Raw genomic sequence first — 22,868 nt, 5'->3', positions numbered from 1 at the left:
GATTCGCTGCTGTGTAACAAACGGCAGTCGTGACAACCTGCTGGTGCTGAGGGAGTGGTCGTGGAACTCGTGCTGACCGCGTTGCTGACCACTTCGGGCTCGGAGTCGTTGCTGGAGCGCGCGTTCGCCGACGCGGTCGAGCGCGTCGAAGAAAACGACGACGTCGCACGGCGCCTGCTCGACGCGGCGCACGACCAGTTCAGCAGGATGGGCATCCGGCGGTCCACAATGGAGGATGTGGCGCGGCGGGCCGGGGTCTCCCGCATCACCGCCTACCGCCGGTTCGCCACGAAGGACGCGTTGGTCGAACAGGTGGTGCGCCGCGAATTCCGCCGCTACTTCGACCAGTTCCTCGTCGACATCGAACGGGCCGAAACCGTGGCGGACCGGGTCGTGCTCGGGTTCGTCAGCTCGTTGCGGGCGATCCGGCGCAACCCGCTCATCGGCGGGCTGATGGCCGCCGAGCCGGAGCTGCTCGTCCCCTCGATGATCAGCGACGGCGGCCGCACACTGGCCACGGTGCAGCGGTTCGTCGCGGGGCAGCTCCGGCGCGAACAGCGCGCGGGCACCGTCTCCGGCGCCGTGGACGTGGAGCTCGTGGCCGAGATGATGACCAGGATCTCCACGTCCTTCCTGGTTTCCCCGTCCAGCGTGGTCGATCTCGACGACGAGGACGAGCTGCGCGCGGTGGCGCGGCGCTTCCTCGTACCCATGCTCGACCCTGGACAGTCCGGTTAGGACGGTTGGTTGGCATCGGGGATTTCGATGCTGATGGGCCGACCCTCGGACAGGTACAGCAGGGCGGCCTTGCGGAGGAACTCGTCGAAGAGCCAATAGGCCTTGGGCGCCATGGGAAAGGGCAGCATGCCCTCCCGGACGGCGACGAACGGGCCCCATGCCGCGTGCAGGAGCGGATCCCAGATCGGTTCGCGCGGAATGCGGAGCCACTCGGCGATTTCGTCGCCGAGCAGGAACCGGGTGAACGCGCCGAGGATCGGTTTGCTGAGCACGCCGCCGTCGACCGCCGAGCCGAGGCCGAGGAGGAGGTCGGCCAGCTCGATCCCCTCCGGCGTCGGCGCCAGTACCGGCGTCAGGATCTGGGCGGCCTGCGCGTTCGCCGCCTCCCACGACGCGGGCAGGTACTCGTCCCTGATGCCCAGCAGGTGCCCGCCGAGTTGCCACGAATGCAGGAACGCTTCGGATTCGGCGCCGGGGATCGGCACCTGCCACCCGGTCAGCTTCCGCATGACGGTCGTCGGCAGGCTGTGCCAGGTGACGAGCATGTCCGCCTGGCTGATCGGGATCTTCTCGTCGGCGGTCCCCGGCCAGTGCGGTGACTTCGGCAGCAGGTGCCGCACCGCGGCGTGCACCAGCCGCGTCTTCACGCAGGTGACGATCATTTCGCCGCCGGGCGCGAAGGCGTCACGGGTCCCGATGTCGTAGCCCAGTTTGGCGGTCTTGGAGATGCGGTCCTTCAGGTTCGCGCCGCCCTTGGAGTAGTAGACCGCGCGCGCCTCGTGCGGGATGACCGTGCTCATCATGCCGCTGGCGAGGCCGTAGAGCACGCCGAGGTAGAGGCCGCGCTTCTCGGTGAAGTCGTAGGCGGTCGCCAGCTTCCGTTCGTCCACCCAGGACGGCAGGCGGCGCGCGTGTTCCACGAAGTCCCGCAGATCCGGCGGCAGCCCCGCGGGCAGCGGCTGGCCGTTCTTCGTCCACGTCCGCAACAGCGCGTTGACCGCGGGCACGTCCCCGCGGTCGAGCAGCGACGCCACCAACGGGTCGGCTTCGGCGTCCCACACCCATTTCGGGTCGGTGCCCGCGCCCGCACCGGCCACCGAATTGGCCGGCCGCCACGTCCACGGCACCGCCCGCGCCGGCGTCGCGAAGCCCAGCGCCCCGAGCGCGCCCAACGCTCCGCTCGCCTTCAACACCTTGCGCCTGCTGTGTTCGTCCATGCCTTCGCTCCTCCGCGTCGAGTCAGCTCGGCCGGTTCCCGGTCGGGATCACGATCTTGGTTTCCTTGCCCTTGGTGAGGTAGAGCAGGATGTACTGCCGCAGCGCCTCGTCGATGGTCCAGGCGATTTCCGGGACGAGGGGCAGCGGGACGAGCCCTTCCCGGAACCGCACGAGGATCGGCCACATCGTCGCGATCGTGGCTTCCCAAAAGGGTTCCCGCGGGATCCGGTCCCAGTCGGCCACCTGGTCGCCGACCAGGAACCGGGCGAGCGCGTTGCACAGCGGCCTGCCCGCGCCCGCCGGGCTGGTCTGCTCGGCGAGCTGGCCGAGCAGGATGTCGGTCAGCTCGACGCCTTCGCGTGTCGGCCCTATGTTGGGCGGCAGCACCCGGTCCGACTGCGCCTGCGCCGCAGACCACGTGGCGGGGATGAAGTCGTCCCTGATCCCGAGCAGGTGCGCGGTCACCTGCCACACGTGCAGGTACGCCTCGGAATCGGCCGGGGGTATCGGGACCTGCCACGCCCGCAGCTCGCGCATCGCGTAGGTCGGCAGGGTGTGCCAGGTGACCAGCATGTCCTCCTGGCTGATCGGGACGGCGCCGGACCAGTGCGGTGACTTCGGCAGCAGGTACCGCACCGCGGCGTGCACCAGCCGGGTCTTCACCGCGTTGACTGCGCAGGTGCCGTCGGGCCGGTAGGCGTTCAACGCGCCCACCGCGAAGCCCAGCACACTCGTCTTGGCGACGCGGTCTTCCATATTCGCGCCCCCTGCCGAGTAGTAGACCGAGCGCGCCTCCTTGGGGATGGCGGTGCTCAGCATTCCGCCGCCGACGCCGTTGAGCAGGTTCAGGTACAGGCCACGGGTTTGGGAGAACCGCGCCGCCGTTTCCAGCTTTCCGCGGTCCGCCCAGTCCGGCAGGCGCCGCGCCGTTTCGAGGAAAGCGCGGAGGTCGCCGGGCAACCCGTCCGGAAGCGGCTGGTCGTTGCGATTCCAATTCCACAGTAGACGGTTGACCTCGGGCACTTTTCCGCGTTCGAACAGGGCCGCGACGAGTGGATCGGCCTCGGCGTCCCATACCCACCGAGGATCGGCCCCGGCGGCGTGTGCCGTCACCGGGGCCGACATGCCCAGCACGCCGAGCGCGCCCCAAGCCCCACCGGACACCAGCATCTCGCGCCTGCTCAGCTCGGCCATCGAACGACTCCTCCTCGAGTCTTCGGCACGGTGATACCGTGATACATACCACGTTGCCGCGTATCATCACAAGGAGGAGCGTCCGCGGTTCAGTTCTGGCAAACGGTGCCGGGTGCGGGCAGGACGCGATCGGTCAGATAGCGGTTGGTCGCGTCCCGGACGCATTGCGACAGCATAAAAGTGCTGTAGTCATCGCCTTCCCGGCTGAGCGCTACACTGCCGGGAAGCTGGCGCGCCATGGCGAATCCCGCGGAATGCGGCGCGTAGGTCTGGTGCGCGGACTGCACGACCAGTGCGGGCGGCGCGCCGTGCACCGGGGCACCGGCGTGCACCGGTGACGGCGGGGTCGGCCAGCCGATGCATCCGGCGAGGGCGACCGCGGACGAGGCGGCGCCGCGCAGGTGCGGCGATTTCTCGGCGAGCCGCCGCTGCACGTCCGACAGTTGCCGGAAGGAGTGGATCTGCCGAGGGGTGTCCGCGCAGGCCTGCACGCGCTCCTGCACGGCATCGGTCGTCTTGTCGGATGGGCCCGCGAAGCCGCTGGCGTCGCCGGACTGGGCCTTGACGATCGTCTTGGCGAGCGCTGGCCAGACGAAGTCGGTGAGGGTGAGGCGATCCTGGGTGGCCGCTTGGATGTCCTCGCCGGTCAACGGAGGACGGCCGTCGCCCGCGGGGATGGGTTCGCGGTTCGCACGGGCGACGAGCGCGTCGTACTCGGCCGCCACGTCGTGTCCTTTGAGGACACAGTTCGGCGTGTTCGCGCACCAGGCGGCGAACCGGGTGAAGGCCTCTTCCGCGGCGCCCGCTTCCTGGAGCGCCCAGTCCACAGGGGACACCGTGTCGTCGGTGGCGGTGTCGAGCACCATCGTGCGCAGCCTGCCGGGGAACAGCTTGGCGTAGGTGCGGCCGAGCAGATCGCTGTACTGGATGCCGTACCAGTCGAGCCGCTGTTCGCCGAGCGCGACGCGCACCGCTTCGAAATCGCGCGCGGTACTGGTCTGGTCCATGTGTGCTACGAGGGAACCGTTGCGGCGCAAGCAGTCCTGCCCGAACGCGCGGTTGTGGGCGACGAGGCCGGCGAAGGCCTTCCGGTCATGAGGGAAGTAGCTGACCCCGGCGGGCTTCAGCGGTTCCGCGCACCGGACGGGCGTGCTGTGGCCGACGCCGCGGGGATCGACCGCGACGACGTCGAACCTTTCGACCAGCGCACCGCCGATGCCAGGCAGCGTCCGCATCGCGTAGCGGAACTGCTCGATGGCCGACCGGCCGAGCCCGTTGTTGAGCAGCAGCGACCCGACGCGGTGCGCCGGGTCGCTCGCCTGCCTGCGGACCATCGCGAGGGTGGTCCGCGCTCCGTGCGGGCGGGACCAGTCGAGGGGGACCCGCGTCGTGCCGCACTGGAAGGCGGCGAATTCGGGATCGGCGCACGCCTGCCATGCGATTCGCGGACTTTCCGGCGCGGCGGTGGCGACCGCGGGCAGGGCGGCGGCGACGGCGAGGGCCGACGCGAGCACCCACCGCCACCGGTTCGGAGACCGTCTCATTGCGCTATCTCCTATCGTGTTAGTTACTGTATATAACAATCTGGCAGGGGTCCGCCACGTCGTCAAGGCGGGCGGGCAAGATTTTCGACAGGCGTTATCGTTGGTTAGCCCTTGTAACGGAAGGAGTGCCATGGCAGGCGCCGGAACCTCGCCCCGTGAGCGCTACCGGACCCAGCTGCGCGCGGAGATCAAAGAGCACGCGTGGGAGCAGATCGCCACCGCGGGCGCGTCCGCGCTGTCGCTGAAGGCGATCGCCAAGCAGCTGGGGATGAGCGGCCCCGCGCTGTACCGCTACTACGCCAGCCGCGACGACCTGATCACCGAGCTGATCCGCGACGCCTACCGCAGCCTCGCCGACACCTTGGCGGCGGCCGCCGGGGACGGTCTCACCGGCGTCGGCAGGGCACTGCGCGGCTGGGCGCTCGCCGATCCCCACCGCTACCACCTGCTCTACGGCACGCCCGTGCCCGGCTACCACGCCCCGAAGGACACCACCGCCATCACGTCGGAGCTGATGGGCACGCTCCTCGCCGTCTGCGGCCCGCGAACGGAGCACACCCCGATCGCCGAGTTCGACGAGCGGCTGACCGGCCACCGGCTGGCCGAAGGACCGCGGGAGGCGGTCACCCTGCACCGCGCCCTGTCCGTCTGGGCCCGCCTGCACGGCGTGCTGTCACTGGAACTCGCCGGCCACTTCACCGGCATGGACTTCGACCCGGCCCTCCTGTTCGAAGCCGAACTGGAAAGCCTGCTTTAGGCATGTGTCAAAGTGCTTTGCGTGGCGGTGCGGGTGGCGGAACCTCAGAAGCCTTCTCGCTCCGGGATCTCCAACTCATGAATGCCAATTCACCACGTTGAAGCTGTCCTCGCGAGAAGACTTCTGAGAACCCGCGGCGGTGCCGGTTGATAGCCCACTCAAGTGGCTACGCCACTTCGATACAGACGCTAGAGCCAGCCGTTCGTTTCGGCGAGCCTGGCCGCTTCGGCGCGGGTGCGGGCCTGGGTTTTGCCGATCGCGGAGGACAGGTGGTTGCGCACGGTGCCTTCGGTCAGTCCCACGATTTTCGCGATGTCCGCGACGGTGCCGCCGTCGGCGGTGGCGCGCAGGACGTCGGCTTCCCGATCGGTGAGGGGGCTGGCGCCGTTCGCGAGGGATTCGGCGGCGAGCGCGGGGTCGATGAAGCGCAGTCCGGAGTGGACGCGGCGGATCGCGTTGACGAGCTGTTCGGGTGGGGAGTCCTTCACCACGTACCCGGCCGCGCCCGCGGACATCGCCCTGGAGAGGTAGCCGGGGCGGCTGAACGTGGTGCAGATGACGGCCCGGCAGTCCGGCAGCGCGTGGCGGAGCTGGGCGGCGACCGCGAGCCCGTCCAGGCCGGGCATCTGCACGTCCAGCAGCGCGATGTCGGGGGAGGTCCGCTTCGCCGCGTCCAGCACCTCGGTGCCGGAACCGACTTCGGCGACCACGTCGATATCGGGTTCGATCCGCAGCATCGAAGCGAGCGCGCCGCGGACGAGGGCCTGGTCGTCGGCCAGCAGCACCCGGATCACGGCTGGACCGCCTCGGCGAGCCGGGGGCCGCGGGCGAGCACCCGGAAACCGCCGTCGGGGCCTTCGCCGTGTTCGAGGGTGCCGGACACGGCGGCCAGTCGTTCGGCGAGACCGGTGAGGCCGTGCCCCGCGGCCGTCCGCGGCGCGACGGTGCCGTCGTCGGTGATCTCCACCCAGTCGCGGCCGAGCCGGACGCGGCAGCTCCCCGCACTGGAGTGGCGCAGCACGTTGGTGACCGATTCCCTTACCACGTAACCGAAAACCCCGTTCAGCTCGGGCCGCACGTCGTCGGCGGCGGTGGGCAGGTCGGCGCGGACACCGGCGGCCCGCAGCGCCACGCGCGCGCCCGCGAGCTCGCTGGCGAGCGACACCGCGCGGTAGTCCGACACGGTGGCCCGCACGTCGGAAAGTGCTTGCCGGGAAAGCCCTTCGAGCTCGCGGATCTCGGCGAGCGCGGGATCGATGTCGCCGGAGGACTCCAGTATCCGCCTGGTCAGGCCGAGTTTGACCGTCATCGTGGAGAGGCTGTGCCCGAGGACGTCGTGCAGGTCCCTCGCCACGCGCTCGCGTTCCTGGTCCACGGCCATCCGCTTGACCTGCTCGCGCGCCGCTCTGAGGTGCCCGATCGTGAAGGACAGCGCGAACACGGTGCCCAGCGCGGCGGTCACGCCGACGAGGGTGGCCACCAGCCCCCAGATCACCCGGCCCTCGCCCAGCCGCATCCACGCGATCTGGCAGGCCACCACGAGAAAACCGAGCGACGCCGAGTAGCGCAGCGGCAGCAGCATGAGCCCGAGCGCGATGGCGTAGGTCAGATCGGTCAGGTAAGCGGGCGAGCCCAGCAGCAGCGCGGGCGCGGCCCCGAACGCGAAAGCCACGGCCACGAAAGCGATCCGCTGCCGCGGGGGCGCCAGCGACCCGAACCACAGGCCGGTCAAGCAGGCGAGGCCGTAGAAGACCAGTGCGCCGAGTGCGAGACCGGTGCCGTGCGAGTCGTCCGCGATCTCGACGCCACGCGCGATCAGGAAGAGCAGGGCGAAACCGTTGACGGCGACCACGACCACGCGGCCCCGGCCGCCGTGAGCGTCCTGCCAGAAGCTCCAGTCCGGCCACTGGCGAGCGGAGAACTCGCCGGGATCGCGTTTGCCCACGCCGATCATGCTACGGCGACGCGCCAGCCGCGGCCCCATGACAGATGGCAGGGGACCCGGCGGCACCGGGATGGTCGGGTTGGCCCATGTTGCACGCGAAGAGGACCAGCTTGTCGACCCGCTCCTACGAGATCACCCGGGACGGCCGGGCGCTGACGACGTTCTCGCCTGGCGGGAGGAAACGGCTTTCCGGCGGTTGCTTCCCGCTCGGCGGGACCGGCTACGAAGTCCGGTCGCACCGGTTCACCCGCGTCTACGAACTGCTCGACGACGGCGGGTCGGTCGTGGCGGCCACGAGCCGGGTGGGCCGCCGCTGGCAGCTGCGCGCCGCCGGACGGGTCTTCCACTTCCGGCGGAACTCGTTCGCGAGCCGGGAGCAGTCCGCGTTCGACGAGAAGGGGAACCCGATCGGCTCGCTCACCAGCACCGGTCGCGGGAAACCGGGCGCGACCGCGGATCTTCCCGGCCTGGAACCGGAACTGCAGGTGTTCGCGCTCGTCGTGACGCTGTTGCGACGGCAACGCAAACGCGCCGCCGCGGCGGTGCGGGCGAGCGCGCTGACGGGCGGGTGACGGGACGGCGCGCTCAGTGGCCGGACTGACCATTGTGGACGGTTCGGTGGTGTCCGTAGGGACGCGCGTCGACGAGCGTCACGCGCACGATGGAGCCATTGGGAACTTCGTACTCGCGCTGTTCGCCCGGTTCGGCGCCGTGCAGTGCGCGCCCGAGCGGCGACTCCGGCGAATAGACGTCGAGATCGTCCTGGCCGTTCTCGTCGCGCGTGCCGAGTAGGAACGTCTCCGTCCCGCCGTCGTCGTAGCGGACGGTGAGGACCATGCCGGGTTCGGCGACGCCGTCGTCGGGTGGATCCTCGCCGACGACGGCGTTTCGCAGCAGGTACTGCAGTTCCCGCAGGCGCGCCTGCCGGTGCTGGTCGAGCACGAAGCGGTCCTGTTCGCCGGACCCGTCACCGGGACCGGGCGCGCGCCGCAGGTCCGCGAGTTCCGCGGCGAGGCGGGCGTGGGCGCCGGGCGTCAGCCAAGGACGCGGGGGAGTGGCTGTCATGGGTTGTGCCTTTCGGATCCGCGTGGTCGCCCGTGAGGGCCGGGCCTGCGAGCGAGGATTCCGGCCCTCACGGACCTTCGAGGAGTCCCGCGGGGTTCAGCGGGGCTCGGGGCGGTGGGTGAGCGCACCGGCGTCGGCGGCGAACCAGCTCGCGGCCTTCACGAGGATGTCGCGTTCGACGCGCAGCAAGGCGTTTTCCGCGCGGAGGCGGCTCAGTTCGGCGTGTTCGTCGCCGGTCAGCGGCGGCGCCGCCGCGGGTTCGGTGGACACGGCCGCGTCACCGCAGCGGGTCGAACGGCCGCAGGGCCTCCGGCTGCTTGCCGGTGGTGATCTGCTCGGCGAGCAGCCGTCCGGTGATCGCGCCGTGGGTGAGCCCCCACATCCCGTGCCCGCCCGCGACGTACAGCCCCGGCGCGCCGGTCTCGCCGATCACCGGACGCCCGTCGGCGCTGACCGGCCGGGAGCCGACCCAGGTGTCGGTGCGCCGTTTCCAATCGACACCGGTGAGCAGGGGCCGTGCCGAGGCGATGATCGCGTCCACGCGCGCCTGGTGCGGCGGGTCGCCCGGTTTCCGGAACTCCATCGTCCCGGCGACCCGCAGGCTGCCCTGGTACGGCGTGCACGCCACCCGGATTCCCGGCAGGTACAGCGGTCCCGGCACCGGCTGGTCGGTCGGAACGGTGAAGGAGTACCCGCGCCCGGCCCGCACCGGGACGCGGACGCCCCACTTGCGGGCGAGCCCGCCCAGCCACGCGCCGGTCGCGAGCACGACGGCGTTGGCGCTGGCGGTCCGCCCGCTCGCCGACCGGACGGTGTACGCGTGCTGGTGGCGGCGCACCGCGGTGACGTCGAACCGGTGGCGGATGCTCCCGCCCCTGGCGAGCACCGCCCTCGCCAGCGATTCGGTGAACCGGCCGGGGTCGGCGTACCGCTGCCCGTCGAGCAGGACACCGGCGCCGATCCGGGAGGTGACCTGCGGGAAGCGCTCGTGGAGTTCGGCGCCGCCGAGGCGGGTCCACGACACTCGCTGCCCGGCGTCGCCGAGCCGGTCCAGCTCGGCGACGAGTGTCTCGGCCTGCCCGGCGGTCTCGAACAGCGCGGTGATGGGCGCGTCGACGGTCGGCGCGTCCACGCCGTTCGCGGTCAGGACGTCGAAGGCTTCGAGGCATTCCTCGTTCAACGGCAGGTTCGCGCGCACCGCCGCGGTCCAGGACCGGGTGGTGCAGTTCGCGGCGAACCGGGCGAGGAACGACCACAGCCGGGGGTCGGGGCTGGCCGGGACGTGCAGCGGCGCCCGCCGGTCGAGCAGCGTGCGCAGCCCGTAGCGGAGCACAGCGGGTTCGTTGAGCGGGATCGCGAGCCCCGGCGACAGCCAGCCCGCGTTGCCCCACGACGAACCCGCGGCGATGCCCTCGCGGTCGACCACGGTCACCTGCACCCCGCGTTCCTGCAGGAACCAGGCGGTCGACAGCCCGACGATGCCCGCGCCGACCACGATCACCGAACGCGGTCCACCGTCCATCCGCTCGAGATCGCCCATCTGCTTTCCTCCGCCGAACCGTGCCGTGGTGCCGATGCGGCCAGGATGACCCGGATCCGGCGGGCGGTCTTTGTCGGAATCGGCCAAACAGGGCGGGCCGTTTTGTCCGTACTGGTCAATTCTGAGGATCGGAGACAGCCAGCTCGATGATCATCGCCAGCCGTTTCTCGGGCAGGTCGAGCCGCAGCGGGGTGACCTCGGCCATCTTCCGCAGCCGGTAGCGGATGGTGTTCGGATGCACGCCGAGCCGTTCCGCGGCTTCGGTGAGCTCGCCCTGGGTCTCCAGCCACGCGCGCAGGGTCGCGACGTAGCTGGTGGCGTTGGCGGCGTCGTGCCCGGCCAGGTCGGCGATCGGCCCGCGGGCGGGGGACCGGCCAGCCGCGGCCGCCGCGCGCAACCGCAGGATGAGGATGTCGTCCCACGACTCGTCGTAGGCGACGGTGGCGTCCCCGCCGGGGCGCGCGTCGTGCAGTGCCAGGCATTCGTCGGATTCCCGCCTGCTGGCCGGCAGTTCCGCGGTGGACGCGGGCGCGCCGATCCCGGCCGCGACCGTGACCTGCGCAGGCAACGCGTCGCGGATGCCGTCGAGCCACGCCCGCGCCGTCGCGACGCCCTCGCCGGGCAGGACGGTGTAGACGGTGTTGCTGAACAACGTGCTCCGCCCCGGCCGGGACCAGCCGAAACCGGTGGTCGCGCGTTCGAACGCGAGCAGGAGCGCGGCGTGCCGCTCCTCGGCGATGTGCGCCTGGAGCGCGACCACGCGGAACCGGTCGGGCGGGAGCCCGAGCCTGCTCAGCACGGCCGCCGCGTCCGGGGTGCCCTCCAGCAGGCGGATGACCAGGTCCGATTCGACCTGCCGCTCGAGATCGGCGCTCGCGCGCGAGCGCAGCAGGTGCAGCCCGACCGTGCGCGAACTGTCGTGCAGCACCGTGCGCCGGACCTCCGACAGCGGCCGCTCGCACTCCACCCAGATCGACCCGAGCGTCTCCCGCCCCGCCCTGACCGCGACCACCATGCGCCCGGTCAGCCCGTGCTCGGGCGCGGCTTCGACGAACAACGGCTCGTCGGACTCGGCGAGGTGCGCGAACACCCCGCGGCGCTCGAACAGCTCGCGAACCGGATCCGGCACCCGCCTGCCGAGAATCGTCTCCAGCCGCACCTGGTCCGCGCCCTGCTGGCGGTTGGAGTACGCGAGCACGCGGGACAGCTGGTCCTCGATGACGACCGCGCTGTCGAGCGCGTCGGCGAGGCTGTCGGCCAGCGCGAACAGGTCGGTCGGGCCGCGGCCGGACGCCGTCTCGCGCCCTTCGAGCACGAGGCCGTAGACCACACCGGCGAGCTGTCCCCACGACACTTCCGGATCGATGAGGAGGACCGCGACCCTGCCCTCGTCCGCTTTCGCGACAGCGTCCGGCCCCGGCGGCTCGGACCCGCGCACCAGCACGACGGACGCCCGCGCGGCGGCGGCCCGCTCGACGGCTTCGAGCACGGATTCGATCCCCACCGCGAGGTAGACGTCGCCGCGAAGCCGCCGCGCGTCGGCGGGATCGTCCACCGCCACGTCGCTCAGCCCCACCTCCCGCGCGACGGGGCAGCAGCACAACCGCGCGCCGTACCCACCGAGGACGTTGACGAGCCGATCCAGCGTGACCATGCCCCGTTTATACGGAACGTGCCTCGAACGCCTGGATCATGAGTGCGGCGAAACGCCGGGAGGCCGCGATCCGCGCCGCCGTCGTGCTCGCGTGGATACCGTCGTTGGCCATGATCATGAGGATCAGGTCATCCACCGCGACGTCGGAACGCAGACGCCCGGTTTCCTTGGCGCGGCGGACCAATTCGGCCGCCGAGGTCAGCGAGGCGGTGCGCATCGCGGTGAAGTCCAGGGCGCGCGGGAACGCGGATTTGACGGCCGAGGCGAAACCGCGGTCGCGCGCTCGCAGCTCGCAGAGCCCCTCGACCGCGCGGCAGAAGCCGTGCCACGGATCGGGGTCGGCGAGCCCTTCGTCCACAACGGACCGCCATGCGCGCAGCTGATCGGTGAACGTCGCCGCGGCCAGGCTCTCCTTGGTCGGGAAATGGCGGTACACCGTGGCGGGGCCGACTTCGGCGCGCCGGGCGATCTCCCGGATCGGCACGCCGAGATCGCCGGACGCGAAGACCACGCGGGCCGCGTCGAGGATGCGTTCGCGGTTGTCCCTGGCGTCGGAACGCAGGTGAGGCAAACGGGCGGGCACGCTCTCACTTTAGCCAGCCGGACGGGTGCCCCCGTTACGGTTCCGCTCCGACAGAACCCGGAAAAGCACGGGATTACCGAAAGGGGAGAGCGTGACTTCCACCAGGCGCGACGGAGACACCTGGGACCTCGCGTCCAGCGTTGGCGCGACGGCCACCATGTCCGCGGCGGTCAGGGCGATCGCGGCCCGCGCCGAGCGGTCACCCGTCGACGACCCGTTCGCCGAACCGCTCGTCCGGGCGGTCGGCGTCGACCTGCTCACCCGGCTGGCGACCGGGGAAGCACCGCCCGGTGACCTGGTCGCGCCGGTGGCGATCGAAGTGGCCAAGGTGCGCACCAGGTTCTACGACGAATTCTTCCTCGACGCGACGGCCGCGGGTGTGGCGCAGGTCGTGATCCTGGCTTCGGGGCTGGATTCCCGCGCGTACCGGCTGAGCTGGCCGAGCGGCACCGTGGTGTACGAAATCGACCAGCCGAGGGTCCTCGAATTCAAGACCCGCGCGCTGGCCGCGTTGGGCGCCGCGCCCACCGCCGAGCGGCGGGTGGTCGCGGCCGACCTGCGCGAGGACTGGCCGGCCGTCCTGCGCGCCGCCGGATTCGACCCGGTCCGCCCGGCCGCGTGGAGTGCCGAAGGACTGCTGGGCTACCTCCCGCCCGAGGCGCAGGACAGCCTGCTGGACACCATCACCGAGCTCAGCGCGCCGGGGAGCCGGATCGCGACCGAAAGCAGGCCCAACCCGCGACCGGGCGACGAGGAGAAAACGAAGGAAGGCTTGGACCGCATCTCCGCGCGCTGGCGTGCGCACGGGTTCGATACCGACATGGCGAGGCTGCGCTACTTCGGCGAGCGCAACGAAGCGGCTCCGTACCTGGCCGGTCTCGGCTGGACGGTGACCGGATCCAGCACCAGGGACCTGTTCACCGCCACCGGGTTGCCGCTCCCCGCGGACGACGACCTGCGCATGGGCGACGTGCGCTACGTCGTCGGCACCTTCGGATCGTCCTCGGCGTCCTAGAGGTCCTTTCCGAGGGCCACGTGGTCGGCGATTTGGGCGTGCGTGGCGAACCAGACGCCCTCGTGCGAAGCGATGTGGTCGAGCAGCTCGGTGAGGATCGCGATCCGGGAGCGATGCCCGATGACGTGCGGGTGGAGCGTGAGCTGGAAGATGCCGCCTTCGGCGCGGGCGAGGTCGAATTCGTCGCGCCAGATCGACAACACCCCGCGTGGCGGCGTGTACGGGCGTTGCGGCCCGAACCGGTCCATCGTGAAGTACGGCGCGTCGTCGCGGATCCATTCGACCGGAAGTTCCACGATGCCGGTGGGTTCGCCGTCGGCGACGATCTCGTAGCAGTCGTCGTCGGCCATCAGCGACGAGTCGTAGGTCAGGCCCAGTTCGCGGATGATCCGCAGCGAATGCGCGGAGAAGTCCCACGACGGGGTGCGGATGCCGACCGGACGCGTACCGGTGAGGCGTTCCAGCGTGTCCGAGGCCCGGAAGGTGAGATCGCGTTCGGTTTCGGCGGGAAGCTGGGTGTTGCGTTCGTGTATCCAGCCGTGCAGCGCGATTTCGTGCCCGGCGTCCACATAGGACTTCGCCTCGCCGTCGTGCAGGAGCGCGGACACGGCGGGCACGAAGAACGTCGACGGCGCTTCGAACCGGTCGAGCAGCTTCAGGATCCGGGGCACGCCGGCCCGCGCGCCGTACTCGCCCTGCGACAGCTTTCCCGGCAGCACCTCGGCGTCGCGCAACGGGATCGTCTCGTGGTCGGAGTCGAACGACAACGCCACCGCCACTTCGGCGCCGCCGGGCCAGGAGTCCGGCCGCAACGGCCGCCCGGCGCGCACGCGCTCGACGTGCCCGCGCCAGGTCTGTTCGTCCCACTGCCACGGTTCACTCACGAGTCCTCCTGAAGGCTTCACGTTTCATTCTGTGGTACCTCGGTGCGCTCAGTCGGGTTCGAGGAGTTCGGCCAGGCGGAGGGTGTCTTGGAGGTAGCGCTCGTAGGGGAAGCCCGCGGCGAGGAGTGCGGTGCGGAATTCGTCGTAGAGCGGTTTTCCGGCCGTGTGGAAGGCTTTCCGGCCGGTGTCGGTGAGGCGGACCAGCCGCCGCCGGGCGTGTTCGGGGTCGATGGTGATCTGGATGAGGCCGTCGGTTTCGAGTGGCCGTAGTGCTCGGCTGATCGCCGGGTCGGATATCGACAGTGCCTGCGCGAGCTGATGCTGCGTCGCGGGCTCGATGTCCTCCAGCGTGCCCAGTAGTCGTATCTGGCTGTAGGTCAAGCCGTCTCGGCTATCGGTGCGCCGCCGGGTCGCTTCGCCCAGCAGCATGACCACGCGGTGGAGCAGGTCTGCGAGTCCGTCGTCCATTAGCCCACCCTAGCAGAGTGTTGACGAGTTAATATTAACCAGGTAAGACTGTGGTCATGAACTACGACATCGCTTACTTCGCCCAGTCCGCGTTCCCGCTCGTGTGGATCGTGGTGCCTGCCATCGGGGCCTTCCTGCGGGCCCGCCACGCCACCTCGCCCCAGCAGCGCTTGGAGATCTGGCAACGCTGGTGGGCCATCGGTGCCATGGGGTTCGGCAGCCTGTGGATGACGGTCGCGTTCACCGCCGCCCCGGAGGTGATGGCCACCGCGATCGGCTTCGACCGGACGCCGTTCATGTTCGAGATCGCCTTCGCCAACCTCGGGCTGGCCATCCTGGGCTTCCGCGCTGCCTCGGCGTCGGCGCGCGAGCGCATCACGATCGGGCTCGGCGCCGGGATGTTCCTGTGGGGAGCCGTGATCGGGCACGTCTACCAGTGGTTCGCCAACGGAGACCACGCCCCCGGCAACACCGGCGGCGTTCTCGTCACCGACATCCTCATCCCCGCCGTCATGATCATCCTCGCCGTGAAGTCCCGGCGGCTGGCGGCCACACCCCAGCCCGCCGCGGAACTCGCCGCCTGACACCGAAGGAACCGCTGCTCACCATGGCCACGCAAGCCGACCCCACGACCGACACGGCACCCATGATCGCCGCCGAGCGGCTGAGCATGTTCGTCGACGCGGTGATCGCGATCGCGCTCACCCTGCTGGCGCTGGAACTCCCCGTCCCCACCGGGGACACCACCGATGCCCTGGTGGGGTCGGTGGTGTCCCACGGCAAGGAGTACCTGGCCTTCGCGCTCAGCTTCGTGGTGATCGCCGCCCATTGGCGTGCCCACCACGAAATCTTCCAGCACGTCCGCAGGCCGAGCGGCCGGTTGATCAGCCTCACCCTGGCGTGGCTGTTCATGCAGGTCCTGATGCCGTTCGCGACCCGCGTGATCACCGCGGACGGCGCCTTCCCGCCCCGGTTCAGCCTGTACGCGATCGTGCAGGTCCTGGCGTCGGCGTCGTTCGCCCTGATCATCCAGGAAATCCGCCGCGAACACCTCTACCGCGCCGACGGGCCACCCCCGGTGTTCGCCCAGAGCCTGCTGCGCAGCATTTGCCTGGCCGCGGTGTTCGCGGTGTCCGTCCCCGTCGCGTTCCTGACCGGGAGCACCACCTCCTACCTGTGCTGGCTCGCGGCACCGGTCGTGCTCACCGTCGCCGGCCGCATCCAGGGCAGGGCGTTGTCCCGTGGCTGATCGGGAGCGGTGCCTATTTCGCGTTCGCGGAGATCCAGCCCGCGAGCACGTCCACCCGCGACGTCGTTTCGGCGCCGGTGTGCGGGCAGTCCGGGCCGTTGGTCTCCACCGACACGAGCTGGCCACCGGATCCGGACGGCACGAAGTACGGTGCGCCGGAGTCGTAGGCGCAGGCGCTGGTGGTGGCGGCGGGCGCGACACCGTGGACGGTGGCCGTCGCGGTACCCACCGAGGAGATCTGCACCGTGCCCTGCTGGAGCTTCTTCGACGGTGCCTGGTCCTTCGCGGTGTGGCCGCCCCATCCGGCCAGTGTCAGGCGCTGGCCGACGCCCGGGACGAGTTCGTGCACGGTCAACGGGGTCACTTCGGTGACCGGGCTGTCGAGGCGCGCCAACGCGACGTCGTTCGGTTGCGCCTGGAGTACCTGCGTGACCTTGCGGGTGACGCCTTTTTCCTTCGTCTCGTCGACGAGTCCGAGCGTGACCGTGGTCGGGTACGGGACCGGGCCGGACACGCGGTCGCGGTTCGCGTCGTGGAAGCAGTGGCCGGTGGTGATGATCCACTGCGGTGCGACGAGCGAGCCGGAACAGAAGCTCGCGTAGGTGTTTCCGCCGGGGCGCGGAATGCCCGTCATGGCCACTTTGGCGGTGAAGCCGAACTGGCCGGGCGCGACGTCGGAACCGTCGGCGACGGCGAAGGCCGGGCTCGCGGTCAGGACGGGCAAAAGGATCGCTGCGGTGATGGCGGCGCGGACGCGCATTCTTTCCCCTCGTTCGGGCCACCGGCGGAATACCGGTGCTCGGTGATCCACGCTAACCAGCCAGGCCGCTCCGCGGGATTCCCCCTTCGGGCGAAGCCGCTCGGGACAACTCGATCCACCGACCTTGGCTCCGCACGCCACTTCGGTGTTAGCGTGTGCGTCAGGCCGTGACTGGCGTTTGGAGATGGATCACCATCGGGAAGCGGCCTCGTCGACCTGACGTCGTGCCGTACGCCTGGGCTCTCATGGGGATCGCGATCCGGGAGCCACGGCATGGTTCGTCAGCTGACCTCATCGGAACTGTCCCGGCGCTGGCCTCGGCTGGTGGGGATCGTCAACGTCACCGCGGACTCGTTCTCCGACGGTGGCAGGTTCTTCGCGCCCGCGGATGCGCTCGCGCACGCTCGCCGCTTGCTGGCGGCGGGCGCCGATGTCGTCGAACTCGGCCCCGCGGCCAGTCATCCTGGCGCTGAGCCGGTGACCGCCGACGAGGAGCTGCGGCGGCTGGACCCGGTCCTGGACCAGTTGGTCGCCGACGGCGTCCCGGTGTCGGTCGACTCGTGCCAACCCCGGACCCACCGGTTCGCCGCCGCTCGCGGTGCCATGTTTCTCAACGACATCCAGGGTTTTCCCGACCCGGACCGGTACGCGGAGCTGGCCGACACCGGATGCCGCCTGATCGTCATGCACTCCGTGCAGCGGCACGGACCCGCGACCAAGGTGCGAACCGAGGCGCGGACGGTACTGGCGGCGATGGAGCGGTTCTTCGAACGGCGCCTGGCCGCGCTCCAGGCGGCAGGCGTCGACCGGGAACGGCTGATCATCGATCCCGGGCTCGGATACTTTCTCGGCGCCACCCCGGAACCGTCGCTGGCGGTCCTGGCCGAACTCGGAGCGATCAGAGCCCGGTTCGGCGTCCCGATCATGGTTTCGCCGTCGCGGAAGTCGTTCCTCCGCGCGATCACCGGGCGAGCGCTGCCGGACATCGGACCAGCCAGCCTGGCCGCGGAACTGTACGCGGCCACTCACAGCGTCGACTTCATCCGGACCCACGACGTCGCCGCGCTGCGGGACGCGCTCACGGTCCTCACCGCTTTGGACCGGCACGCGGGAGCCAGCCGATGACGCGCCCGGATCCGGGCGGCGACTACGGTCACCTCACCAGGCGGTGGCGAACCGGAAGGCAGTCCATGACATCGGCGTTCGACGTCACCGGCCGGGCCGCCCTGATCACCGGTTCCAGTCGCGGGATCGGGCTCGCGATCGCCGAACGAGGTCGCGGCGCGCGCGTTCGACATCGTCGACGAAGAAGCAGTGGCCGCCACCGTCGACTCGATCGAGGACGAAGTGGGGCCGGTGGCCTCCAGCGGATACCGGCCGCGCCGTATCGCCAAGCTGGTGACCGGCGGCCCGCTGCCGGACGCCGAACCGAGCTGTGCGTCGGCGGGCTCGGCCGAATCAGGCCGGTCTCACACCACCAGCTCTTCAGTGTCCACATCGTCCGGCCACAATGGACTATGACCGGACGATGTGGACGCTCGTGCTCGGTCGGCCGTGTGACTTCGCCGTGATCGAGCACGCCTCGGCGTCCAAGTCCGGCAACGGGCTACCGGCATCCGCGCCACCCGGGTTCGATAGAGGACAGAACCTGACCGTTAGGGCTGGCAGAGTGGTCTCCACACCAGCACCGTGGAACCCCGGAGGTCGGAACGATGTACGCACCCGCTCAGCACGACGAGGTCACCGGCCTGGTCAACTACATCGACGAGCAGTTCACGGCCATCCGTGCGGCCGCGTTCGGCCTGACCGAGGAGCAGGCGCGCGAGACGCCGTGCCGGAGCGCGCTGTCGGTCGGGGGCATCATCAAGCACGCGGCATACGTCATGCGGGGAGCGTTGGCGCGGTTGCGAACCGAGGTCATCGAGCAGCCGGTCGACGCGGCGGCGTACGCCGTGTTCACCGACAGCTTCACCGTGCGCGAGGACGAGACGGTGGCCGGGACCATCGAGGAGTTCGACCGGGTGCGAGCCGAGCTGCTGGTCGCGGTCGCCGCGACCGATCCGGACGGTGACGCTGTAGCGCCTCCCGCGCCATGGCACGGGATCTTCGACGCCAGGCCGATTCACGCCCGTTACTCCCTGGTGCACCTGATCGAGGAATGCGCCCGGCACGCGGGCCACGCCGACATCATCCGCGAGCAGATCGACGGTGTCGCGGTGCCGACGCTGGTGCTGACCCTGGCCGGGGCGAGCGCCAACGACTTCTTCCAGCCGTACCAGCCGGTGCCGGGCACCCTCCTGACCTGAGGCACGCCGCCAGTCGTGCACCACCGCCCGTCGGGCCGGAGACCAGCCCGCGCGTGCGGGGACGACCGTTCCTCATCCACGACGGCGGGTGGTCTACCGGCGCCCGGTCAACCGGACAGAGTTGCGATCGCGACGACTGGCAGGCCGAAGAAGTTCCCAGGCAACGATGGTGGGCATTCCAGGTCTTCGGCCTCGACCTCAAGGCCAGGTCCGGTCTGGCCGGAGTATTTGGCACACAACCGGACCGCGACCTGCTCGTAAAGACCGCCGCCGCCCGCCTCCGCTGTGCCGATCAACGCGAGATCGGCACGGAAAGTGCCGTCTCGGCCCAGGGTGTGACCGAGATCCGTGACGTGGCCTTCCGGTTCCTCGCTGCTCAGAGTCGAGATCGTGCGGTCGAGGGATTCGGGCGAGCTGGCGAGCGCTTGCTGTAATTCGCCTGCTATCCGATGTGCGTGCTCACGGACTTGGTGAGTGGCCGCGTCCGTGGCTCTGAGCCTCGAATCGGCACATCCGGCGGTGCTCGCCGCGAGGATCCCCCCCCCGTGGTGAGAGCGATCATCGTTTGTCGCCTCACACCGTCACATTCCGCTCAGTGTCCGGGGCGCGACTGGAGCGTGGACGCCGTGCGCTGGGCAGTGGGTGCAGCGACTGCGCGGACATGACTCCACAATCGGGCGAGGCAAGGAAATCCGGTTGTCACTGCGAGTTGACTTGACCACGATAGCGCGGATTGTCGTCGGATCACCACACGCTGGCTGCCGGTTTCTCCGCCGTGCTGGCCGCGGCAGGAGTGCGGGTCGGCACCTCCAGGATCTGCCCAGAGCCGTGGGGTGCCTGGAGCGCAACGAGATCACCTTCGAAGGAGCAACCGATCTGCGGGGTCAACACGCATGCATTTGTCGAATTCAAGATCATACTTGCGATCAATAGCTACTGGTCTGGATTCTGATATGTTCTTTTCGCGCTCGAGAACAGCTGATGCTGTCAGTTCCAGCCCTCGATGCTGGCGAAGCGTCTCGGAGACGCGAGCACCTCGCGTAGTAGTGGGGGCTGCCGGGCCGATCTCGGTAAGGCGCGCACGGTATGGGCCCAGCAGAAGCGGCTTCGTGTCCACGTAACTTGCCGGGGCGATCGAGCAGCTTGTGCGGCAGCGGCCTTGCCGAGTTGCCTGTGGGTGCCGGAACCGCTGTCCTGGGTGCTGACCAGCTGGTTCGTGGCGCGTGGGGTCGGCGGGTTGATGGCGTGACGGTGCCGTGACTCGCGATCACGTGCTGTGATCGTGAGATTGCTGTATTCGCTGTTGGCGCGAGTATTCGAGCACTGGGTGGGCAGCGTCCGTCGCGAGTGTCTGGATCGGATGCCCGTCGCCAACCGGAGATGCACCTGCCCCCACCCTCGGGCTCGCAGGAGACCACAATGGACAGTCGGGAAGGGGAAGAAACGGCTCCAGAAAACACAAGACGCCTGGTCACCGTTCAGGTGACCAGGCGTCTGAGGGTGCGCCATCAGGGACTCGAACCCCGAACCCGCTGGTTAAGAGCCAGCTGCTCTGCCAATTGAGCTAATGGCGCGTGCTTTTCGCGTCGGTTTCCCTCGGCGATGGAGAAACAATAGCAGGCCGCCGAGGGGGTGCTCACCGGGGGGTGTCTTGCGGGGATCGCGCCCGCGTGCGGGGTGCCGTGAGGCACACTGTAGCCGGACACTGGGGAGTCTTCACACGAAACGGACGGTTCGGATGCGTGATCGGGGTAGCGCTGGGTCACTGAAGGTAGCGGTGCGCGTCAAGGTGCTGGTGGTCGCGCTCGCCGCGGGGCTGGTGGCGGCGGCTTGCACGGATGGCGGCGCGGCGGGGTCGACCCGGCCGGAGCAGGCTGACCAGTCCCAGCCGTCCAGCAGCGCCCCGCCGAAACCGGCGGTGCTCACGGTGACGCCCGCGGCCGGGGCCGCCGGGGTGCAGCCGGGCGAGCCGGTGTCGGTCGCCGTGGCGGACGGCAAGATCGGTGAGGTCAAGGTCACCGGCGCCGATGGCACCCCGGTGGCGGGCAAGGCGAAGCCGGACGGTTCGGGCTGGGAGTCCGAAGAGCCGCTCGGTTACGGCAAGAGCTACACGGTCACGGCGTCGGCGACCGGTACCGACGGCGTGCCGAAGAACGCCACCTCGACGTTCACCACGGTCGGGAAGCCCGCGAAGCAGACCACGGTGTCGCTCAACGTCGAGGAAGGCGAGACCGTCGGCGTGGGACTCCCGCTGATCTTCACCTTCGGCACGAAGATCGCGGACCGCGCGGCGGCCGAGAAAGCGTTGAAGGTCACCACGGAGCCGAAGACCGAGGGCGCGTTCCGGTGGTTCAGCGACAGCTCGGTGATCTGGCGTCCGAAGGAGTACTGGAAGCCGGGGACGAAGGTGTCGGTCGACGCCGCGATCTACGGCCGCGACCTCGGCAAGGGCCTGTTCGGCAAGGAGGACCGCGCGGCGAACATCACGGTCGGCGACAAGGTGGTGGCGGTGGCCGACGGCGGTACCTTCCAGATGAAGGTGTCGGTGAACGACCAGGAGGTCCGCGCCATGCCGATTTCGATGGGCAAGCGGTCGAGTGCGACTCCCGCGGGCACTTACACGGTGATGAGCGAGCACGTCGGGTACACAATGGACTCGAGCACGTACGGGGTGCCCGCGGACAGCAAGGCGGGCTACCGCACGTTCGTGAAGTACGCGGTGCGCATGTCGAACAGCGGCATCTTCTACCACTCGGCACCGTGGTCGGTCGGTTCGCAGGGCAAGCGCAACGTCAGCCACGGCTGCATCAACCTCTCGACGGACAACGCCAAGTGGCTCATGGACACGTCGAAGAAGGGTGATCTGATCACCGTCGCCAACAGCGGTGGCGCCGCCCTGCAGCCCACCGACGGCTGGAGCGTCTGGCAACTGGACTGGCCCGCCTGGACCGCCCCGTAGACCAAGATCCCCCCGCGAAGCAGGCACCTCAACCCGGCGCGCCAGCGCCGGAAGCGCCGCCCAACGCTGGTCCAAGCCAAAGCCAGGGCGCTCGCCAAGGTGACGAGCACGCACCGCGGGGGTTCGGGGGCTCGGCCCCCGGGAGAAATGACGAAACCCCACCCCGCAGCGAAAGTCGAAGACTGAGCAGGGTGGGGCTACTGGGGTGAGTGACGGGACTTGAACCCGCGACTTCCTGGACCACAACCAGGTGCTCTACCAACTGAGCTACACCCACCATGCGAGAGATCCTCAGATCATCTCGGCTGAGTAATCGTAGCGTGCCCGTTGAACACGCTTCCATCGGGTTATGGCTGAGGGGGTTTGAGCACGTCAGCGGCGACGGCCTTGGCCTGGTCGGTGCTGGGGCCGGGCGGTGCGACGAAGGCGGTGCGCCGGTAGTAGGCGAGTTCGCCGATGGACTCCTTGATGTCCGCGAGCGCCCGGTGCGCGAGGCCCTTTTCGGGCTTGGCGTAGTAGACGCGCGGGTACCAGCGGCGGATGAGCTCCTTGACCGACGACACGTCGACCATGCGGTAGTGCAGGTGGGCGTCGAGTGCGGGCATGTCGCGCGTGATGAAGCCGCGGTCGGTGGCGATGGAGTTGCCCGCGAGCGGCGCGGTGTTGGGCTCGGGGATGTGTTCGCGCACGTAGGCGAGGACCTGTTCCTCGGCCTCGGCGAGGGTGACGGTGGAGCGCCGTACCTCTTCGGTCAGCCCGGACTTGGCGTGCATGTCGCGGACGATGTCGGGCATGCTGGCGAGTTTTTCGTCGTCGGTGTGGATGACGAGGTCGAGGCCGTCGCCGAGGACGTTCAGCTCGGCGTCGGTCACCAGCGCGGCGATTTCGATCAACGCGTCCTTGGCGAGGTCGAGCCCCGTCATCTCGCAGTCGATCCAGACTAGGCGGTCGGTCACCGGCAAACCCTAACCCGACACGGCGAGTGAAGG

Annotated in this window: 23 protein-coding genes, 2 tRNA genes and 1 riboswitch; of the genes, 9 read left to right on the top strand and 16 right to left on the bottom strand. The window is 69.7% G+C overall.

From position 1 onward, the window contains the following. The first annotated feature begins 60 nt into the window (after positions 1-60). Positions 61-738 carry a TetR/AcrR family transcriptional regulator gene (locus HUW46_RS10150; RefSeq protein WP_215547018.1) on the top strand — a complete coding sequence of 226 codons (678 nt, stop codon included), beginning with the start codon at positions 61-63 and terminating at the stop codon, positions 736-738. Here the strand turns inward: HUW46_RS10150 and HUW46_RS10145 are convergent. The 3 genes from HUW46_RS10145 to HUW46_RS10135 all read right to left on the bottom strand — a co-directional run bounded on the left by HUW46_RS10145 (position 735) and on the right by HUW46_RS10135 (position 4,694). Then, positions 735-1,955, bottom strand: a complete 1,221-nt coding sequence (locus HUW46_RS10145) for an oxygenase MpaB family protein (RefSeq protein WP_215547017.1) — start codon at positions 1,953-1,955, stop codon at positions 735-737. The two genes, HUW46_RS10150 and HUW46_RS10145, sit on opposite strands and share 4 nt — an antisense overlap. A 22-nt stretch (positions 1,956-1,977) precedes the next feature. Next, positions 1,978-3,150, bottom strand: a complete 1,173-nt coding sequence (locus HUW46_RS10140) for an oxygenase MpaB family protein (protein WP_215547016.1) — start codon at positions 3,148-3,150, stop codon at positions 1,978-1,980. A gap of 89 nt (positions 3,151-3,239) precedes the next feature. Beyond that, positions 3,240-4,694, bottom strand: coding sequence for an alpha/beta fold hydrolase (locus tag HUW46_RS10135; RefSeq protein ID WP_215547015.1), 1,455 nt, complete (start codon positions 4,692-4,694; stop codon positions 3,240-3,242). Between the two features lie 130 nt (positions 4,695-4,824). Between HUW46_RS10135 and HUW46_RS10130 the strand changes: the two genes are divergently transcribed. Beyond that, complete coding sequence (locus HUW46_RS10130; protein WP_215547014.1) at positions 4,825-5,451, top strand: TetR/AcrR family transcriptional regulator; 627 nt, start codon at positions 4,825-4,827, stop codon at positions 5,449-5,451. Positions 5,452-5,639: 188 nt separating this feature from the next. On the opposite strand, the gene HUW46_RS10125 is transcribed toward HUW46_RS10130, so the two are convergent. Continuing rightward, positions 5,640-6,245, bottom strand: a complete 606-nt coding sequence (locus HUW46_RS10125; protein WP_215547013.1) for a response regulator transcription factor — start codon at positions 6,243-6,245, stop codon at positions 5,640-5,642. Then, positions 6,242-7,396 carry a sensor histidine kinase gene (locus HUW46_RS10120; RefSeq protein ID WP_254126020.1) on the bottom strand — a complete coding sequence of 385 codons (1,155 nt, stop codon included), beginning with the start codon at positions 7,394-7,396 and terminating at the stop codon, positions 6,242-6,244. Before HUW46_RS10120 ends, HUW46_RS10125 begins: the two co-directional genes overlap by 4 nt. 86 nt (positions 7,397-7,482) lie before the next feature. Here HUW46_RS10120 and HUW46_RS10115 point away from each other — a divergent pair, with 86 nt between their 5' ends. Further along, positions 7,483-7,968, top strand: a complete 486-nt coding sequence (locus HUW46_RS10115) for a hypothetical protein (RefSeq protein ID WP_215547011.1) — start codon at positions 7,483-7,485, stop codon at positions 7,966-7,968. Positions 7,969-7,981: 13 nt separating this feature from the next. Here HUW46_RS10115 and HUW46_RS10110 read toward each other — a convergent pair whose 3' ends face one another. From HUW46_RS10110 to HUW46_RS10090, 5 genes are all read right to left on the bottom strand, one after another. Continuing rightward, on the bottom strand, positions 7,982-8,461 hold the full coding sequence (locus HUW46_RS10110) for a GreA/GreB family elongation factor (RefSeq protein ID WP_215547010.1): 480 nt from the start codon (positions 8,459-8,461) through the stop codon (positions 7,982-7,984). Positions 8,462-8,557: 96 nt separating this feature from the next. After that, positions 8,558-8,731 carry a hypothetical protein gene (locus HUW46_RS10105; protein ID WP_215547009.1) on the bottom strand — a complete coding sequence of 58 codons (174 nt, stop codon included), beginning with the start codon at positions 8,729-8,731 and terminating at the stop codon, positions 8,558-8,560. 7 nt (positions 8,732-8,738) lie between these two features. Then, the gene (locus HUW46_RS10100; protein WP_215547008.1) at positions 8,739-10,001 is read right to left on the bottom strand and encodes an NAD(P)/FAD-dependent oxidoreductase; all 1,263 of its coding nucleotides are present in this window, start codon (positions 9,999-10,001) and stop codon (positions 8,739-8,741) included. Between the two features lie 115 nt (positions 10,002-10,116). Then, the gene (locus tag HUW46_RS10095; RefSeq protein WP_215547007.1) at positions 10,117-11,655 is read right to left on the bottom strand and encodes a PucR family transcriptional regulator; all 1,539 of its coding nucleotides are present in this window, start codon (positions 11,653-11,655) and stop codon (positions 10,117-10,119) included. Positions 11,656-11,662: 7 nt separating this feature from the next. Then, positions 11,663-12,238, bottom strand: a complete 576-nt coding sequence (locus tag HUW46_RS10090; protein ID WP_254126019.1) for a TetR/AcrR family transcriptional regulator — start codon at positions 12,236-12,238, stop codon at positions 11,663-11,665. Positions 12,239-12,329: 91 nt separating this feature from the next. Here HUW46_RS10090 and HUW46_RS10085 point away from each other — a divergent pair, with 91 nt between their 5' ends. After that, positions 12,330-13,253, top strand: coding sequence for an SAM-dependent methyltransferase (locus HUW46_RS10085; RefSeq protein ID WP_215547006.1), 924 nt, complete (start codon positions 12,330-12,332; stop codon positions 13,251-13,253). Here HUW46_RS10085 and HUW46_RS10080 read toward each other — a convergent pair. Together HUW46_RS10080 and HUW46_RS10075 are read right to left on the bottom strand one after the other, a co-directional pair. After that, entirely contained in the window at positions 13,250-14,137 is an 888-nt protein-coding gene (locus HUW46_RS10080) for a polysaccharide deacetylase family protein (protein WP_215547005.1), read from the bottom strand. The two genes, HUW46_RS10085 and HUW46_RS10080, sit on opposite strands and share 4 nt — an antisense overlap. Positions 14,138-14,185: 48 nt before the next feature. Next, entirely contained in the window at positions 14,186-14,605 is a 420-nt protein-coding gene (locus HUW46_RS10075) for a MarR family winged helix-turn-helix transcriptional regulator (RefSeq protein ID WP_215547004.1), read from the bottom strand. Between the two features lie 56 nt (positions 14,606-14,661). On the opposite strand from HUW46_RS10075, the gene HUW46_RS10070 reads away from it, so the two are divergent. Both HUW46_RS10070 and HUW46_RS10065 read left to right on the top strand, forming a co-directional pair. Further along, on the top strand, positions 14,662-15,189 hold the full coding sequence (locus HUW46_RS10070) for a DUF6790 family protein (RefSeq protein WP_215547003.1): 528 nt from the start codon (positions 14,662-14,664) through the stop codon (positions 15,187-15,189). Between the two features lie 23 nt (positions 15,190-15,212). Continuing rightward, positions 15,213-15,854, top strand: a complete 642-nt coding sequence (locus tag HUW46_RS10065) for a TMEM175 family protein (RefSeq protein ID WP_215547002.1) — start codon at positions 15,213-15,215, stop codon at positions 15,852-15,854. Between the two features lie 13 nt (positions 15,855-15,867). Here the strand turns inward: HUW46_RS10065 and HUW46_RS10060 are convergent, their stop codons facing one another. Next, positions 15,868-16,614 carry a S1 family peptidase gene (locus HUW46_RS10060; protein WP_215547001.1) on the bottom strand — a complete coding sequence of 249 codons (747 nt, stop codon included), beginning with the start codon at positions 16,612-16,614 and terminating at the stop codon, positions 15,868-15,870. 157 nt (positions 16,615-16,771) lie between these two features. Then, a riboswitch (ZMP/ZTP riboswitch) is annotated at positions 16,772-16,862 on the top strand. 25 nt (positions 16,863-16,887) lie between these two features. Between HUW46_RS10060 and folP the strand changes: the two genes are divergently transcribed. After that, positions 16,888-17,739: a dihydropteroate synthase gene (folP, locus tag HUW46_RS10055; protein WP_215547000.1), complete on the top strand. Its 852-nt coding sequence runs from the start codon at positions 16,888-16,890 to the stop codon at positions 17,737-17,739. 587 nt (positions 17,740-18,326) lie between these two features. Further along, the gene (locus HUW46_RS10050) at positions 18,327-18,920 is read left to right on the top strand and encodes a DinB family protein (protein WP_215546999.1); all 594 of its coding nucleotides are present in this window, start codon (positions 18,327-18,329) and stop codon (positions 18,918-18,920) included. 1,501 nt (positions 18,921-20,421) lie between these two features. Here HUW46_RS10050 and HUW46_RS10045 read toward each other — a convergent pair. Next, a tRNA-Lys gene (locus HUW46_RS10045) sits at positions 20,422-20,494 on the bottom strand. Between the two features lie 164 nt (positions 20,495-20,658). Between HUW46_RS10045 and HUW46_RS10040 the strand changes: the two genes are divergently transcribed. Beyond that, positions 20,659-21,879, top strand: a complete 1,221-nt coding sequence (locus tag HUW46_RS10040; RefSeq protein WP_215546998.1) for a L,D-transpeptidase — start codon at positions 20,659-20,661, stop codon at positions 21,877-21,879. A 201-nt stretch (positions 21,880-22,080) separates the two neighbouring features. Here the strand turns inward: HUW46_RS10040 and HUW46_RS10035 are convergent. Both HUW46_RS10035 and orn read right to left on the bottom strand, forming a co-directional pair. Further along, positions 22,081-22,156: transfer RNA gene (locus tag HUW46_RS10035), tRNA-His, on the bottom strand. A gap of 70 nt (positions 22,157-22,226) precedes the next feature. Continuing rightward, entirely contained in the window at positions 22,227-22,835 is a 609-nt protein-coding gene (gene orn, locus HUW46_RS10030) for an oligoribonuclease (RefSeq protein ID WP_215546997.1), read from the bottom strand. Positions 22,836-22,868: the final 33 nt, after the last annotated feature.

The organism is Amycolatopsis sp. CA-230715 (assembly GCF_018736145.1).
GTDB lineage: Bacteria > Actinomycetota > Actinomycetes > Mycobacteriales > Pseudonocardiaceae > Amycolatopsis.
This window is presented reverse-complemented; position numbering and strand designations above follow the sequence as displayed.

Excerpts from the sequence above, each read along its gene's own strand:
- HUW46_RS10145 (WP_215547017.1), bottom strand. The coding sequence starts at position 1,955 with ATGGACGAACACAGCAGGCGCAAGGTGTTGAAGGCGAGCGGAGCGTTG.
- HUW46_RS10140 (WP_215547016.1), bottom strand. The coding sequence starts at position 3,150 with ATGGCCGAGCTGAGCAGGCGCGAGATGCTGGTGTCCGGTGGGGCTTGG.
- HUW46_RS10135 (WP_215547015.1), bottom strand. The coding sequence starts at position 4,694 with ATGAGACGGTCTCCGAACCGGTGGCGGTGGGTGCTCGCGTCGGCCCTC.
- HUW46_RS10130 (WP_215547014.1), top strand. The coding sequence starts at position 4,825 with ATGGCAGGCGCCGGAACCTCGCCCCGTGAGCGCTACCGGACCCAGCTG.
- HUW46_RS10115 (WP_215547011.1), top strand. The coding sequence starts at position 7,483 with ATGTTGCACGCGAAGAGGACCAGCTTGTCGACCCGCTCCTACGAGATC.
- HUW46_RS10110 (WP_215547010.1), bottom strand. The coding sequence starts at position 8,461 with ATGACAGCCACTCCCCCGCGTCCTTGGCTGACGCCCGGCGCCCACGCC.
- HUW46_RS10100 (WP_215547008.1), bottom strand. The coding sequence starts at position 10,001 with ATGGGCGATCTCGAGCGGATGGACGGTGGACCGCGTTCGGTGATCGTG.
- HUW46_RS10095 (WP_215547007.1), bottom strand. The coding sequence starts at position 11,655 with ATGGTCACGCTGGATCGGCTCGTCAACGTCCTCGGTGGGTACGGCGCG.
- HUW46_RS10075 (WP_215547004.1), bottom strand. The coding sequence starts at position 14,605 with ATGGACGACGGACTCGCAGACCTGCTCCACCGCGTGGTCATGCTGCTG.
- HUW46_RS10070 (WP_215547003.1), top strand. The coding sequence starts at position 14,662 with ATGAACTACGACATCGCTTACTTCGCCCAGTCCGCGTTCCCGCTCGTG.
- HUW46_RS10065 (WP_215547002.1), top strand. The coding sequence starts at position 15,213 with ATGGCCACGCAAGCCGACCCCACGACCGACACGGCACCCATGATCGCC.
- HUW46_RS10060 (WP_215547001.1), bottom strand. The coding sequence starts at position 16,614 with ATGCGCGTCCGCGCCGCCATCACCGCAGCGATCCTTTTGCCCGTCCTG.
- folP (WP_215547000.1), top strand. The coding sequence starts at position 16,888 with ATGGTTCGTCAGCTGACCTCATCGGAACTGTCCCGGCGCTGGCCTCGG.
- HUW46_RS10050 (WP_215546999.1), top strand. The coding sequence starts at position 18,327 with ATGTACGCACCCGCTCAGCACGACGAGGTCACCGGCCTGGTCAACTAC.
- HUW46_RS10040 (WP_215546998.1), top strand. The coding sequence starts at position 20,659 with ATGCGTGATCGGGGTAGCGCTGGGTCACTGAAGGTAGCGGTGCGCGTC.